Annotated in this window: 14 protein-coding genes; 6 read left to right on the forward strand and 8 right to left on the reverse strand. The window is 67.2% G+C overall.

Annotation, left to right across the window (positions count from 1 at the left end):
* Positions 1 to 2: 2 nt before the first annotated feature.
* Together ACO06P_RS06960 and ACO06P_RS06965 are read right to left on the reverse strand one after the other, a co-directional pair.
* Positions 3 to 992 carry a zinc-dependent alcohol dehydrogenase family protein gene (locus ACO06P_RS06960; RefSeq protein WP_420349279.1) on the reverse strand — a complete coding sequence of 330 codons (990 nt, stop codon included), beginning with the start codon at positions 990 to 992 and terminating at the stop codon, positions 3 to 5.
* 40 nt (positions 993 to 1,032) lie between these two features.
* A complete protein-coding gene (locus ACO06P_RS06965; protein ID WP_420349280.1) occupies positions 1,033 to 1,938 on the reverse strand; it encodes a dihydrodipicolinate synthase family protein in 906 nt (301 codons plus the stop codon).
* Positions 1,939 to 2,105: 167 nt separating this feature from the next.
* On the opposite strand from ACO06P_RS06965, the gene ACO06P_RS06970 reads away from it, so the two are divergent.
* The 5 genes from ACO06P_RS06970 (at position 2,106) to ACO06P_RS06990 (ending at position 6,972) form a co-directional block, all read left to right on the forward strand.
* Positions 2,106 to 2,585: an NUDIX domain-containing protein gene (locus ACO06P_RS06970; RefSeq protein WP_420349281.1), complete on the forward strand. Its 480-nt coding sequence runs from the start codon at positions 2,106 to 2,108 to the stop codon at positions 2,583 to 2,585.
* 246 nt (positions 2,586 to 2,831) lie between these two features.
* A complete protein-coding gene (locus ACO06P_RS06975) occupies positions 2,832 to 3,593 on the forward strand; it encodes a FadR/GntR family transcriptional regulator (protein WP_420349282.1) in 762 nt (253 codons plus the stop codon).
* Positions 3,594 to 3,652: 59 nt separating this feature from the next.
* Entirely contained in the window at positions 3,653 to 4,936 is a 1,284-nt protein-coding gene (locus ACO06P_RS06980) for a glycerate kinase type-2 family protein (protein ID WP_420349283.1), read from the forward strand.
* Positions 4,937 to 5,123: 187 nt separating this feature from the next.
* A complete protein-coding gene (gene pyk, locus ACO06P_RS06985) occupies positions 5,124 to 6,542 on the forward strand; it encodes a pyruvate kinase (protein WP_420349284.1) in 1,419 nt (472 codons plus the stop codon).
* 31 nt (positions 6,543 to 6,573) lie between these two features.
* Positions 6,574 to 6,972: a cupin domain-containing protein gene (locus ACO06P_RS06990; protein WP_420349285.1), complete on the forward strand. Its 399-nt coding sequence runs from the start codon at positions 6,574 to 6,576 to the stop codon at positions 6,970 to 6,972.
* Here the strand turns inward: ACO06P_RS06990 and ACO06P_RS06995 are convergent.
* A complete protein-coding gene (locus ACO06P_RS06995; protein WP_420349286.1) occupies positions 6,969 to 7,496 on the reverse strand; it encodes a tetratricopeptide repeat protein in 528 nt (175 codons plus the stop codon). The genes ACO06P_RS06990 and ACO06P_RS06995 overlap by 4 nt on opposite strands.
* A gap of 115 nt (positions 7,497 to 7,611) precedes the next feature.
* Here ACO06P_RS06995 and ACO06P_RS07000 point away from each other — a divergent pair, with 115 nt between their 5' ends.
* Positions 7,612 to 8,715, forward strand: a complete 1,104-nt coding sequence (locus ACO06P_RS07000; RefSeq protein WP_420349287.1) for a M14 family metallopeptidase — start codon at positions 7,612 to 7,614, stop codon at positions 8,713 to 8,715.
* A 6-nt stretch (positions 8,716 to 8,721) separates the two neighbouring features.
* On the opposite strand, the gene glcF is transcribed toward ACO06P_RS07000, so the two are convergent.
* The 5 genes from glcF to ACO06P_RS07025 form a co-directional block, all read right to left on the reverse strand.
* Entirely contained in the window at positions 8,722 to 10,032 is a 1,311-nt protein-coding gene (glcF, locus tag ACO06P_RS07005; protein ID WP_420349288.1) for a glycolate oxidase subunit GlcF, read from the reverse strand.
* Between the two features lie 17 nt (positions 10,033 to 10,049).
* Complete coding sequence (gene glcE / locus ACO06P_RS07010; protein ID WP_420349289.1) at positions 10,050 to 11,264, reverse strand: glycolate oxidase subunit GlcE; 1,215 nt, start codon at positions 11,262 to 11,264, stop codon at positions 10,050 to 10,052.
* 15 nt (positions 11,265 to 11,279) lie between these two features.
* Positions 11,280 to 12,767 (reverse strand): FAD-linked oxidase C-terminal domain-containing protein, encoded by a 1,488-nt coding sequence (locus tag ACO06P_RS07015; protein ID WP_420349290.1) that lies wholly within the window; start codon positions 12,765 to 12,767, stop codon positions 11,280 to 11,282.
* Positions 12,768 to 13,177: 410 nt separating this feature from the next.
* Positions 13,178 to 13,303: a type B 50S ribosomal protein L36 gene (ykgO, locus tag ACO06P_RS07020; RefSeq protein ID WP_142895287.1), complete on the reverse strand. Its 126-nt coding sequence runs from the start codon at positions 13,301 to 13,303 to the stop codon at positions 13,178 to 13,180.
* Positions 13,304 to 13,426: 123 nt separating this feature from the next.
* Positions 13,427 to 14,383, reverse strand: a complete 957-nt coding sequence (locus ACO06P_RS07025; protein ID WP_420349291.1) for a methyltransferase domain-containing protein — start codon at positions 14,381 to 14,383, stop codon at positions 13,427 to 13,429.
* Between the last annotated feature and the right edge of the window lie 39 nt (positions 14,384 to 14,422).

Genomic DNA, 14,422 nt, shown 5'->3' on the forward strand with positions numbered 1-14,422 from the left:
CGCTAAAGCGCACCATGCGGCGTCAGCAGGATCTTGCCGCCGCGGCTCTCCGCATGGGCATGGGCCAGCGCCTCGGTCGCCCTGTCCAGCGTGTACTCCGCCTCCACCGGCGAGACCAGCACGCCCTCTTCGAAGGCGCGGGCCATTTCGGCATACATTGCCTCGATCTCGAAGCGCGGGGTGGAGCGCATGTAGCCGACCAGCCAGAAGCCGGTGAGCGTGAGGCCGTGGATCACGGTATGATAGGGCGTCATGCGGCAGGCCTCGCCGGAAATGAAGCCGTAGTTCACCACGGTGCCGCCGTCGCTCAGACAGTCCGCCAGGATCGATGTGGCGGCGCCTCCGATAGCATCGATGCCGAGCCGGATCGGCGCCTCGGCGCCGGCGGCATCGCGGATTTTCGCTGCGATATCGCCCTCGTCGATCACCACCACGTCGGCGCCCAGGGCCGTGAGTTCCTCGATCAGCGGCGTGCGCCGCACGATGTTGGCGGTCTTCAACCCGCGGGCCCGGGCAAAGCGGATGATGTGGCGGCCAACGGCAGAGTTGGCGGCGTTCTGGACAACCCAATCCCCGGGCTGCAGGTCGACGTACTGGCTGAGCATCAGATGGGCGGAAGGCGGATTGGCCTTCAACTGAGCCGCGTCGCGCCACGCCAGGGACTTGGGGATGCGGATGAACTGGCCCGCCTCGGCCTTCACTCTCTCCGCCCAGTTTGCCCGCCCCAGGCTGAGCACATGATCGCCGGGCGCCAGATCGACGCCCTCACCCACCGCCAGCACTTCCCCCGCCCCCTCGATACCGACGAAGGCCGGCAGTTCTTCGGGGCCGGGATAGCGCCCTTCGAAGATCAGCAGGTCAGCCGGGTTGATCGCCGCCGCACGGATGGCGACCACCGCCTCGCCGGGCCCGGGCGCACCGGGATCGGGTACCTCAACCGACGCACAGGCGAGATCCGGGCGCGCATGGCGCTGCAGTTGGACGGCGAGCATGGTTTGACTCCTGAACCGGTCAGTGTTTCTGAAACGGCGGCTAAGCCGCCTTGGCGCCGGGCCGGGTGTCGATGGCCTGTTGGATTACCGCGGTAATCCGGGCGCGCTCCTCCCCCTCCAGGGACAGGCGCGGCGCGCGGCAGGTCTCGCTGCCGTAGCCGCACATGGCCTGCGCCAGCTTGATGTACTGCACCAGCTTGGGATGGCAGTCGAGGTGAAGCACCGGCATGAACCACCTGTAGAGATCCAGCGCCTCCGCATAGCGGCCCTGCACAGCCATGGACCAGAGCCTCAGCGTCTCTTCCGGAAAGGCGTTGACGAGGCCGGCGACGGTGCCCCGGGCGCCCAGCATCACCGACTCCATGACCAGGTCGTCGACGCCGCCGAAGAGGATGTAGCGCTCGCCGCAGGCGTTCACCAGATCGGTCAGCCGGCGCGGATCGTCGGAGGATTCCTTGATCGCGACGAGGGTCGGCTCGTCCCCCAACTCCGCGAACATCGCCGGCGTGATGTCGATGCCGTAGGTGACCGGGTTGTTGTAGCACATGATGGGAAGCGCGCTAGCCTGGGCGACGGCGCGGTAATGGGCCATGGTCTCCCGCGCATCGGACTTGTAAACCATGGCCGGGAGCACCATCAGCCCCTGGGCGCCGATCGACTCGACATCCGCGGCGAAGCGACAGGCCTGGGCCGTGGTGGTCTCCGCCACGCCGGCCAGAACAGGCACCCGGCCGGCCGTAATTTCCACCGCCGTCTGCATGACTGCGCGCTTCTCATCGGCGCTGAGCGAGCAGTTTTCGCCCACCGTCCCAAGCATGACCAGACCGTGCACACCGGCACGGATCAGCATGTCGATATGCGCTCGGGTCGCGTCCATGTCCACGGCCTCGCCCGTGGTGAACTGGGTGGTCACGGCGGGAAACACGCCTTGCCATTCAACGGTCATCGCAACACCTCCTGCCCTGTCGCCTGCTGAAGTGGATCGCATCCTGGAAGTGATCCGCCCTTTCGGCTTAGCATGGCCATTGGGCGCTGTCATCGGCCCCGGGCAGGTCTCGTCGCCCGCCGGCGCCGGACTGTAGCCGCCAGCCGGCCTCACGGGAGCCGGGCCTCATGGAGAGCACGTTGCCAAACGACAGGCAGTCAACCGCACGACGCCCGCAGCGGCCCTTCGCCGGCGCGCCCCTGCTGTCGGTGCTGGCCGTCGTGGTGCACGACGGGGCGGTCCTGCTGGTCCGCCGCGCCAATCCGCCCCAGGCCGGGACATGGGGCTTTCCCGGCGGCAAGGTGGAACTGGGCGAGACGGCCGCCGCTGCCGCGCTTCGCGAACTGCGCGAAGAGACCGGGCTCGACGGCGGAAACCCGCGCGCCCTGGCCGCCGTGGACCTCATCGAACCCGAAGCGGCCGATAGCCGGTCCGGCCCGGCGGCCGCGGTCCACCACCTGATGCTGGCCCTCAGGCTCGACTGGGTCGGTGGTCGTGCCGCGGCGGCGGACGACGCCCTGGAGCTCTGCTGGGCGCGCCCGGATCATCTGCCGGAACCGCTTTGCGCGGATGTGGAGCGGGTGGCCCGCGCCGCGCTCCTGGCCTGATCCCCGACAGCCGGTGCGGTGGAGGCGCGTGCCGGGGGTGCCTTAACAGGGCGATCCCGTCAGGGCGCCCGGACGGGATCGCCTTGACGCGCCCGCTCGTGCGCCGCATAAAGGGGCATTCAAATTGGTGATACCAAAATGCCAGTCAGACCACCGGGCCGGGTGCGACCCCCGACCAGCCGCGGTGGTCGGGGCCGGCGCGAGCACCCAAGGGGGCCGGTGGCGACAAGCCCACGGTCAGAGACCATGGACCCGAGGTTCCAAGAGATTCCGCGCGAGCGCGTTGCCGACCGTATCGCCAACGAGCTGCTGCGCCTGATCACCAGCGGCGAGCTGGCGCCGGGAGAACGGCTGCCGGGGGAACGTCAGCTTGCGGATATGATGGGCGTGAGCCGGGTTTCGATCCGTGCCGCCCTGCAGCAGCTCAAGGCGCAGGGCTTCGTCACCGCCGTCCAGGGCGGCGGTACGCGCATCACGGCGGCGGCCGACCAGCTCGACTCCGCGCTCGCCCGCCTGGTGCGTTCCAACCGCGACAACCTGCACGACCTGGCAGAGATCCGCTCCAAGCTGGAGGTCTGGGCCGCACGGCGCGCGGCGGAACGGGCAACGCCGGAACAGCGCACCGAAATCGACCGCGCCTTTGTCACCATGACCGCCGCAGGTCGCCCGTCGCGCTTCAAGGCGGAAGACGATCTCAACTTCCATCTGGCGATCGCCAAGGCTTCAGGCTCTGCGGTCTATCTCCATCTGATGTCGGTCCTGGGCGACATTCTGGAGCAGATGCTGACCTTTCACCGCTACAGCCTCTACGCCACCCCGGCGGACGACCAGCGCTTCACCCAGCAGCACCGTGCCATCTGGTCGGCCATCAAGGCGCGCGACGGCGATGCAGCCGCGGCCGCCATGCAGGACCATCTGAGCACTGTCCTCTCGCGTTATGAAGAGAGCAGTATCCCACCCGAGGAAGCCGGTCCGCAGAACGAGGTCAAGGGTAGCGCCGGGGGCTGAGGCCCGCCTCTCGCCCCGCCGGATCTCGTCCAACCCCTCCATCTGAGGCTCAGCGCAGGATGACAGCGATATCAGACGCAGACCCCGCCGACTTCGTGCGCCGGCTCTTCGATGCCGCCCTGGCCGCTGCCGATCCGGCCAAGGCGGTGCCGGATTTCCTGCCTGCCCGCCCGAAGGGCAGAACCGTCGTGATCGGCGCCGGCAAGGCGGCGGCGGCCATGGCCAAGGCGGTGGAGGACCACTGGGACGCTCCGCTGGAGGGCCTCGTGGTTACCCGCTACGACCATGGCGCCGACTGCCGGCGTATCGAGGTTGTCGAGGCAGCCCATCCGGTGCCGGACAGCAAGGGCCGCGAGGCCGCCGGGCGCATCCTCGCCATGGTCGAGGGCCTGGAACCCGACGATCTCGTCCTCTGTCTGATTTCCGGCGGCGGTTCCGCCCTCCTGGCCCTGCCGGCGGAGGGGATCACGCTCGAAGAGAAGCAGGCGGTCAATCGCGCTCTTCTGAAGTCGGGTGCGGCCATCGACGAGATGAATTGCGTGCGCAAGCACCTGTCGGCCATCAAGGGGGGGCGGCTTGCCGCAGCCGCCGCGCCGGCCAAGGTGGTCAGCCTGCTGATCTCCGACGTGCCAGGGGACGATCCCTCCGTCATCGCCTCCGGCCCCACGGTTGCCGATCCGACGACCTTCGCTGACGCCCGTGCGATCCTGGAGAAGTACGGCATCGCCGCGCCCGAGGGCGTAGCCAAGCTGCTGTGGGCGGAGGCGGAGGAGACCCCGAAGCCCGGAGACCAGCGCCTGAGCGGGGCGGAAACCTATGTCATCGCCAAGCCGCAAGCCTGCCTGGAGGCCGCCGCGGCGGTTGCCCGCGATGCGGGCATCGCGCCGGTCATCCTGGGCGATGCCATCGAGGGCGAGGCGCGCGACGTCGCCCAGGTGATGGCCGGAATCGCACGCCAGGTGGTCCGTTACGGACAGCCGGTGCCCGCTCCCTGCGTGCTGCTCTCCGGCGGCGAAACGACGGTGACGGTGCGCGGCGACGGCCGCGGCGGACGGAATGCCGAGTTCCTGCTCGCCTTGACGGTCGCGCTTGACGGGCTCCCCGGGGTCTACGCACTTGCCTGCGACACCGACGGGATTGACGGCAGCGAAGACAATGCCGGCGCCATCCTTACGCCCGAAACCCTCGCGCGCGCCGCCGCCGCGGGCCTGGACGCCAAGGCCATGCTGGCCAACAACGACGGCTACGGGTTCTTCTCCAAGCTCGGCGCGCTGGTCAAAACCGGCCCGACACGGACCAACGTGAATGACTTTCGCGCAATCCTGATCCAACGTATAGACTAGGCGTCTATACGCTGGGCTCCTCATAACAGGACGTGCTGATAACCGGGGGGCTTCCGCGCCGGCGGGGCTGCTCTTCACAGGGCCCGTCTTCAGGGGGACTGCTCTTTAGGGGAACTGCTCTTCAAAAGACCGTCAGACCGCCGTCACGCTGCCGAAACAAAGCTTCACTTAAGGTAACCTTCCTGCCATGCGCCGTAGCCGAAAAGCAAAAATCGTCGCGACCCTGGGTCCAGCGACGTCGACGAAAGAAGCCATCCGCGATCTCTTCATTGCGGGAGCCGACGTCTTTCGGCTCAACTTCAGCCACGGCAGTCACGACGACCACAAGGCCCGCTACGATACGATCCGGCAGGTGGAGCGGGAGGTCGAGCGGCCGATCGGCGTTCTTGCCGACATGCAGGGCCCCAAGCTGCGCATCGGCACTGTAAGGGACGGTAGCATTGAGCTGAAAGCGGGTCAGACCTACCGGCTCGACCTCGATCCGGAGATTGGGGACGAAAGCCGCGCGCCGCTGCCGCATCCGGAAATCTTCGCGGCGATTTCGGCCGGCACGGTGCTGCTGATCGACGACGGCAAGCTGCGGCTGGAGGTTGCGGAAAGCACGCCGGACTACGCGATCACCAAGGTGGTCACCGGCGGGCCGCTGCGCGACCGCAAGGGCGTGAACCTGCCCGGGGTCATTCTGCCCATCTCGCCGCTGACGGACAAAGACCGCAAGGATCTGGACTTCGCCCTCGACCTCGGCGCCGACTGGGTCGCCCTTTCCTTCGTGCAGCGGCCCGAGGACCTGACCGAGGCCCGGCGGCTGATCGGTGAGCGCGCCACCATCATGACCAAGATCGAAAAGCCGGCGGCGCTTGACTGCCTGCCACAGCTGGTGGCGTTGTCGGATGCCGTCATGGTGGCGCGCGGCGACCTGGGCGTGGAAATGCCGCCGGAGAGCATTCCTGCCCGCCAGAAACAGATCATCCACGCCTGCCGTCTCTCGGGAGTGCCGGTGGTCGTCGCCACGCAGATGCTGGAGTCGATGATCGCCGCGCCGGCGCCGACCCGCGCCGAGGCCTCCGACGTCGCCACCGCGGTCTACGACGGCGCCGATGCCGTTATGCTCTCGGCAGAAACCGCTGCCGGTCAGTACCCCAACGAGGCGGTGGCGATCATGGACCGCATCATCCAGAGCACGGAGATCGATCCTTCCTACCGCGGCATCATCCATGCCCGCGACGGCGAGACGGAGGCAACCGGCGCTGACGCTATTTCCACCGCGGCGGCCCAGGTCTCCGCGACCATCTCCACCGCCGCCATCGTCAATTACACGATGTCCGGATCGACTGCGCTGCGCGCGGCACGTCAGCGGCCCAATGTGCCGATCCTGGTGCTGACGAACGAAATCCGCACGGCCCGCCGCCTGGCAGTCCTCTGGGGCGCCCACTGCGTGCATACCGAAGATGTGTCCAACACCCAGGAGATGGTGGAAAAGGCCAGCCGCATCGCCGTTCGGGAGGGTTTCGCAAACCTGGGCGACAACCTGGCGATCACCGCCGGCGTTCCCTTCAGAACGCCGGGAACGACCAACATGCTGCGTATCGCCAAGATCGAGCAGTAAACGTCTCCCGCCGGGAAGGAGCGCGCGTGCCATGGTGTCGCAAGAATCCCTCGATCTGACCGAGACCTATCTGGACCTGCGGCCCGATGGAACGGTGGCCGAAGTCCAGGTCACCGAGAGCTTCTGGCAGGACCTGGCATCCGGCGCCATCCGCATCGACGGGCGCATGGTCATGGCCACCCGGATGTTCGCCGACATGCAACACTGGGAGATGCACCCGGCAGGCGACGAGATCCTGATGCTGATGAGCGGGCGGGCCATCGTCGTGCTCGAGGAGCCGGAGGGCGAGCGCGAAATCGAGGTCGCGGAGGGCGGCACCGCCATCGTGCCGCGCGGACGCTGGCACCGGATCAAGGTCGTGGAACCGGGGCGCATGCTGTTCATGACCGCCGGCGCCGGCACCGAGCACAAGCCGCTGGACGGTACCTAGATCTGTTTCTCGCGCAGGCTCTTGCGCAGCGCTTCGGCGTTGACCGCCGCCGAAACCAGATTGGGATGAATGGCCAGCGCCTGCTCAAAGGCCTCCAGGGCGCGCTGCTCGTCTTCCAGCGCGACGTAGACAAGGCCGCGGCCCGAGAGGGCGCCGAAGTGGCGGGGTTCCAGTTCCAGGGTACGAACGATGTCGCCCAGAGAAGCGCTGTAGTTGCCCATGAGGTAGTGCACCGTGGCGCGCTTGTTCCAGCCTTCGGCGAAGTCGGGCGCAATGGCCACCATCTGATCGAACCTGGACAGCGCCCGGCGATAGTCGCGCCGCGACATGGCTGCCACGCCGTCTTCCATCAGAGCCCGAACGGCGCCGTCGTCAGACTGCACCCAGATATGCCAGATGGCCCCCTCGATAACCTGCGCCTCGGCAGGGCCCGGGGCGATGAGAAGCCGGGAAAAGAGATCATGCAGGCGGGCATCCTTCTGATCCGCCGAAACGGCTCCCCCCGCCAGCAGGCTAAACAACACAATAATCGTCTTCAGACCCAGCGTTCTCATAGAATAGAGTATGGCCGAAAGAGGCGGCCTGCCAAAGGACTTGGTTGGCCGGCAACCATCACAAATCCATGAAGGGACCCGCGTGATGACCGTGGCGAGCTATTTTTCGCAGGACTACTTCGAGGCCAGGCGCCGGTTCGCCGAGGCGGGCGAGCGCGCCGGCGCCGTGCTTGCGAGCCACCGTCACCCCGGCACCGGCCCCGGCGGCGAGACGCTTTCGACCGATGTCGCCTGGCTGGGCCCGCGCGACGCGGAACGCGTGCTTGTGAGCATCTCCGGCACCCATGGCGCGGAAGGCTTCTGCGGCTCCGGCGTGCAGATCGGCTGGTTCGAAAGCGGCCTGGCCGGGGAACTGCCCGAAGGGCTGGCCTACATGGCGATCCACGCCATCAATCCGCACGGCTTCGCCTGGCTGAGGCGCGTGACCGAGGACAACATCGATCTCAACCGCAACTTCGCCGATTTCTCGGTGCCCCTGCCGCGCAACAGCGGCTACGAGGAGCTCGCCGAGGCGCTCTGCCCGCCGACCTGGGACGATGCCACGATCACCGCCACCCGCGATGTGCTGGTGGCCTATGTCGAGGCTCACGGACGCGCCGCCCTGCAGGCTGCCGTCTCCGGCGGCCAGTACAGCCATCCCGACGGCATCTTTTTCGGCGGCCAGAGGCCGACCTGGTCGCATGAGACCCTCAAGGCGCTGTTTTCCAAGGACCTCGCCAAGGCCCGCCAGATCGCGGTGATCGACTATCACACCGGCCTGGGACCGCGCGGGCACGGCGAGCGCATCTGCGCGGCCGAGCCGCAGTCCCCGGGCCTGGCCCGGGTGGAGGCCTGGTACGGCGACGACCACACCTGCCCCGCGCTCGGCACGTCATCTTCGACGGAGATCAGCGGCCATAACGTCATCGGCATGGAAGCCGCCGCACCCCATGCCGAGGTGACGGCCATCGCGCTTGAGTACGGGACCCTTCCGACCGAGGAGGTCAAGCTTGCGCTCAGGGCCGACAACTGGCTCCACCTCCATGGCGAGGTCGACTCCGCCAAGGGCCGCGCCATCAAAGCCCAGATCCGCGAGGCCTTCTATCAGGACGCCGACGACTGGAAGCAGATGGTCTGGGACCGCGCGGTGGAAACCCAGCGGCTCGCCCTCGCCGGGCTCACCAGCAAGCAGTCTGAAGCGGTCGGATAAAGGCTGTCAGTTGGCCCGTTCAACCCCGGCACGGTCGAGCGCCGGCGGTTTCGGGCCGCCGGTGGCCCAGTCCAGCAGTTCAACCGTGTGCACGACCGGGATCGCGGTACCCCCGCCGATCTGGGTCATGCAGCCGATGTTGCCGGTCGCGATAATATCCGGCCGGGTGGACTCGATGTTCCGCACCTTTCGCTCCTTGAGCTGCGTGGCGATCTCCGGCTGCAGCAGATTGTAGGTGCCGGCGGAGCCGCAGCAGAGATGCCCCTCCGGCACGTCTTTTACAGCGAAGCCCGCCTTGGTCAGGAGGTCCTTCGGCTGACGCCGGATCTGCTGGCCGTGCTGCATGGAGCAGGCGGAATGATAGGCGACGGTGAGGTCCGCCGCCTCCCGCGGCGCGATCACCTCGAGGCTGTCCAGGAATTCGGTCACGTCCTTGGTCAGCCCTGCGATGGTGGCGGCCTTGTCCTTCCAATCCGCGTCTTCGCGCAGCATGAAGCCGTAGTCCTTTACCGTGGTGCCACAGCCCGAGGCGTTGATGATGACCGCGTCCAGGCCTTCGCCCTCCAGCTCCCGCATCCAGGCGCCGACGTTGGCCCGGGCGCTTTCCAGGGCCGGCTCCTCCTTGCCCATGTGATGCACCAGCGCGCCGCAACAGCCGGCACCCTTCGCCACCACCACCTCGACCCCCAGGCGCGTCAGCAGCCGCACCGTCGCCTCGTTGATCTCCGGCGCCAGCACCTTCTGCGCACAGCCGGTCATCAGTGCGACCCGCGCCCGGCGTTTGCCTTCGGCGGGGAAGACCTGCGGCCGGTCCACCGTGCTGGGCGGGCGCACCTCGGCCGGGGCCATGGCCAGAAGGCCCTTCAGACGCCCGGGCATCAGCGGGGCCAGCGGCTTGGCAAAAAAGGCGCCGAGCAGCGCAAGGCGAAAGCGAAAAGGGCTTGGCAGCACAAAGGCCAGCAGCCAGCGCAATGCGCGCTCCGGCAAGGGTCGGCGAAAGGTCTCCTCGATGTATTTCCGGCCGTGATCGACCAGGTGCATGTAGTGCACGCCGGAGGGACAGGTCGTCATGCAGGAAAGGCAGGAGAGGCAGCGGTCGATGTGCTTTACCACCTTCGCCGAGGCCGGCTTCCCCTTCTCCAGCATGTCCTTAAGCAGGTAAATGCGCCCGCGCGGACTGTCCAGTTCGTCGCCGAGCAGGGTATAGGTCGGACAGGTCGCGGTGCAGAAGCCGCAGTGCACACAGTTGCGCAGGATCTTTTCGGATTCGGCCGTGTCCGGGTCGGCCAGCTGGGCGAGAGAGAAATTCGTCTGCATCGGGGTCCCTTTTCGCCCTAGAGCCCTGCATACATGCGGCCGGGGTTCAGGATGCGGCGCGGATCGAAGCCTTCCTTCACACGCGCCTGCAGGGCCGCCATCGCCGGGTCCTGTGGGTGGAAGACGGCCTCTGCGGCGCGCACCTCCGCCGGAGCGCGGATCAGCGTCGCATGGCCACCGAGCGGCTGAAGCACGTCGCGGACGCGCGCCGCGCCAGCATCGCCATCAGCCGAGAGCGCCAGCCACACCAGCCCGCCGCCCCAATCGTAAAAGGCCTCGTCTTCGGCGATACCGGCGACCACCTCCGGCCCCAGGCTGGGGGCCACCGAAAGGCGCCACACGGCTCTGTCGTTGTCTGTCCAAAACGGCCGTACATCGCGCAGTTCGCGCCAGAGCGTGAGCGAGTTCTGGCTGTGCAGTTCCTCGGTTTCGCCAAGGTCGGCCAGTTCCCGGCGCAGAGCGGCGCAGCGGTACTCGACCGATGGGCCAGGCCCCTCAAGCCGCAGCGCGGTGACCGCGCCCCCTGCCCCGGCCACATAGGATACCTGCGAGCCCGCCGCCAGAGCCGCGGGCAGATGGGCAGCACCGGCGACCTCGTGCGGCGATCCGAGCGCGCGGCTCATGGCCTTCACCGCGGTTGCATCGTCGAGGCCGAGGATCAGCACGGTGTAGGTCTTCTGCGGCCGCGGCAGCACCTTCAGCGTCACGTCCGTCATCACCGCCAAGGTGCCGTAGGACCCGCAGAGCAGCTTGCAGAGATCATAACCGGTGACGTTCTTCACCACCCGGCCGCCGGACTTGAAGATCTCGCCGCGGCCCGAGGCCGACTCGACACCCAGGAAGTGATCGCGCGCCGCGCCGGACTTGATACGCCGCGGGCCGGAAAGGTTGCAGGCGAGCACGCCGCCGATGGAGCCATTGCCGGTCTCGGTACCGAGCAGCGGCGCAAGGTCCGCCGGCTCGAACGCCATCATCTGGTTCTCCGCGTCCAGCGCAGCCTCGATCTCGGCGAGTGGTGTGCCGGCGCGGGCGGAGAGGACGAGTTCCTCCGGCTCGTAGAGCGTGATGCCGCTCAGCTTTGACAGGTCCAGACTGTGGGCGGCCTGCACCGGGCGGCCCAGACCCCGCTTGCTGCCGCGGCCGAGGATCTCCAACGGCTCCTCTTTGGCGGCGGCCCAGGCCACGGCCTCGACGACCTGGTCGCGGTTCTCCACGGAGAAAGTCGATCGCATCGCACCCGGCCTTTTCTAGAAGCGGGGCAGATCGGGGAACGGCAGCTTGCCACCGCTAATGTGCATGCGCCCGAGTTCCGCGCAGCGGTGGAGCTGCGGGAAGACCTTGCCGGGGTTGAGCAGCGCCTCGGGATCGAAGGCGCACTTCACGCGCTGCTGCTGCTTAAGGTCGGTCTCGCTGAACATCTCGCCCATCAGGTCGCGCTTCTCGACGCCGACGCCGTGTTCGCCGGTGAGCACGCCGCCCACCTCGACGCAGAGCTTCAGAATGTCCGAGCCGAAATCCTCCGCCGCTTCGAGTTCGCCGGGCTTGTTGGCATCGTAGAGAATGAGCGGATGCAGGTTGCCGTCGCCAGCATGAAAGACATTTGCTACGCGCAGGCCGTACTTCTCGCTCATCTCCCGCATACGCCGCAAAACCAGTGGCAGCCGCGCGCGGGGAATGGTGCCGTCCATGCAGTAGTAATCGGGTGAGATGCGCCCCACGGCCGGAAAAGCGGCCTTGCGTCCGGCCCAGAAGGACAGGCGCTCCTCTTCGCTTTCGCTGACACGACTGGTGACGGCGCCGTGCTCCTGGGCAATGCGCGAGACTTCGGCCAGCAGATGGTCGACCTCGGCCTGCGGGCCGTCCAGTTCGACGATGAGCAGGGCCTCTACGTCCAGGGGATAGCCGGCCTGGACGAAGTCCTCGGCGGCATGGATGGCGGGCTTGTCCATCATCTCCATGCCGCCGGGAATGATGCCGGCGGCAATGATGGCGGCCACCGTATCGCCGGCCTGCTCGGCGGTTTCGAAGCCCAGCAGGACAGCCCGTGCCGTCTCGGGCTTGCGCAGGAGGCGCACTGTCACCTCCGTCACCACACCCAGCAGGCCTTCCGATCCGGTCATCAGGCCCAGCAGGTCATAGCCCTCGGCATCCAGGTGCTTGCCGCCGACGCGCAGGATGGTGCCGTCCATCAGCACCATCTCCAGGCCCAGAAGGTTGTTGGTGGTGAGACCGTACTTCAGGCAGTGCACGCCGCCGGAATTCTCGGCCACGTTACCGCCGATGGTGCAGGCGATCTGGCTGGAGGGATCGGGCGCGTAATAGAAACCGTCGGCCTCGACAGCCTTGGTGACGCCAAGGTTGGTGACGCCGGGCTGCACCACGGCGCAGCGGTTCTCCAGGTCGATCTCCAGCACGCGGTTGAATTTGCCCAGGCCCAGGATGATCCCGTCGGCCAGGGGCAGCGCACCGCCGGAGAGCGAGGTGCCCGCGCCGCGCGGCACCACCTTCACGCCGCGATCCCGGCAACACTTGAGCACCCGGCTCACCTGCTCCGTCGTCTCCGGCAGTACGACGATGAGCGGAAGCTGCTTGTAGGCGGTCAGCCCGTCGGTCTCGTAGGCCCTCAGTTGATCCTCGTCGACGATCACCCCCTCGCCCGGCACGATGGCCTGAAGGGCGGCGACGATGTCGCGCTTGGCGTCGATGACTGCCTGATCTGGCTCGGGCATCTGCATGGCATCGCTCTCCCCGGATCCCGCCGTACTGGAGCGGGATATTGCGTCCCCAGGGTGCTGCGGTGGCGCGGGTCTTTCTTGCCCTTCGATGCTGCGCCGTCCGGACAGTCACGGTTTGCACCGGGACCGGCCCTGGGTCGTTCCACAGGCCGCTAACGGGCCAGAGACTGCAAAATTGGTATTACCAATTTCTTTGACTATGGCGTGGGGCCGATGGCGGGTCAATGGCCGAGGCCGCCGAAACGGCAAAAAAGCACCCGGAATCCGCCCGAGCGGGCTGGTTTTCAGACCGCTGAGTGGCCGCGGCCGGCGGCCAAAAGCAAGGCCGCGCCCCAAGAGGGCGCGGCCTTGCTGTCATCGCTGTCTTCCGCGCCGGCGCCCGGGCTACCCGGACGCGGCCGCGGCGGTGTTCAGCCCTGGCGGGCCTTGAACCGCGGGTTCTTCTTGTTGATCACATAAACGCGGCCACGGCGCCGGACGACGCGGCAGCCCTTCTCCCGCAGCTTGGCGGTCTTCAAAGAGTTAACGACCTTCATTTCTCTACCCTCGTCTGCCGCCGGGTCCAGTCCCGGGGCGAAAATCGCCGGGACCATAGGCACCGGAACTGGGGCTGTCAAGCGCAGCCGCCCTGGCGCGCCGCAGGGCCCCAGGCGCCCGTCCTACCAGTCGGAGAGCATCTTCTCCCCCTCCTTCTTCAAGGCATGGAATCGGCAGAGGCGCAGGGCGCCGCTTTCGATCGCCTTGGTCCGGCGGGTCCAGAGATCGACCGCCTCGTTGATGGCATCGGAGGTCGAGCGGTCGAGTTCGCGCCCCCTGAGGCTGGCCAGGAAATCGGCCCAGGCGGAGGTGATGATCCGGTAGACCTCGTCTGTGATGTCCTCCTTGATCCGGATATCGAGCCTTGCCTCGGTCAGTGTCTGCTCATACTGGCGCTGGGTCCAGGGGTGGGGGGTGACCGGCTCACCGCTGACCCAGGCCTGGACGTCCTTCTTGGCCGCGTCCTCGGCGACCACATAGTCGGTGAAGAGAATCTGGCCGCGCGGCTTGATCATGTTGATGATTTCCGCCAGCAAGCGCTTCTTGTCCTCCACGAGATAGAGGGCTTCCTTGGAAAAAACGCAGTCGATCGACGATTCCCGGAACTCGTAGCGGTCGACGTCGAAGTAGTGGACCGGCGCCTTCTTCGCCATGCCGGCCATGGTCGAGAGCTCCATGCCCGCATCGGCCACCTCGCGGTCGGCCTCCAGGCCGGTCATCCAGATATCGAAGTGCTCCGAGATCACACGGGTCGCCCCGCCGAGCCCGGCGCCGACCTCAATCACCGTGTAAGCGGGATCGAGGGCCAGGGGCTTCACAAGCTTCAGGATATAGGCGGCATCGCCCGGCCCGGCCATGCCCTTTCCCCAGATCTCCTGCATGATCTCCAGGCGCTTGGACAGCCATTCCGGCGATTCGTAGCGCACGGCGTCCTGGGAAAGGTCGCCGGTCTCGAAGGGAATCGCCTGCTTTTCGCGAATCGAAAGGTCGTAGCCTTCCCACCACGCCTTCAGCCGCATCCAAAACGGAATGCGGACCTTATTGGGCGTCTGCGGTGCCGCTTTGGCGCTGCCGACCATGGGATTCCTCTACTTTTGCGGTAGCCATCCGGTTGGTTC

Source organism: Pelagibius sp., assembly GCF_965227505.1.
Taxonomy (GTDB): domain Bacteria; phylum Pseudomonadota; class Alphaproteobacteria; order Kiloniellales; family Kiloniellaceae; genus Pelagibius.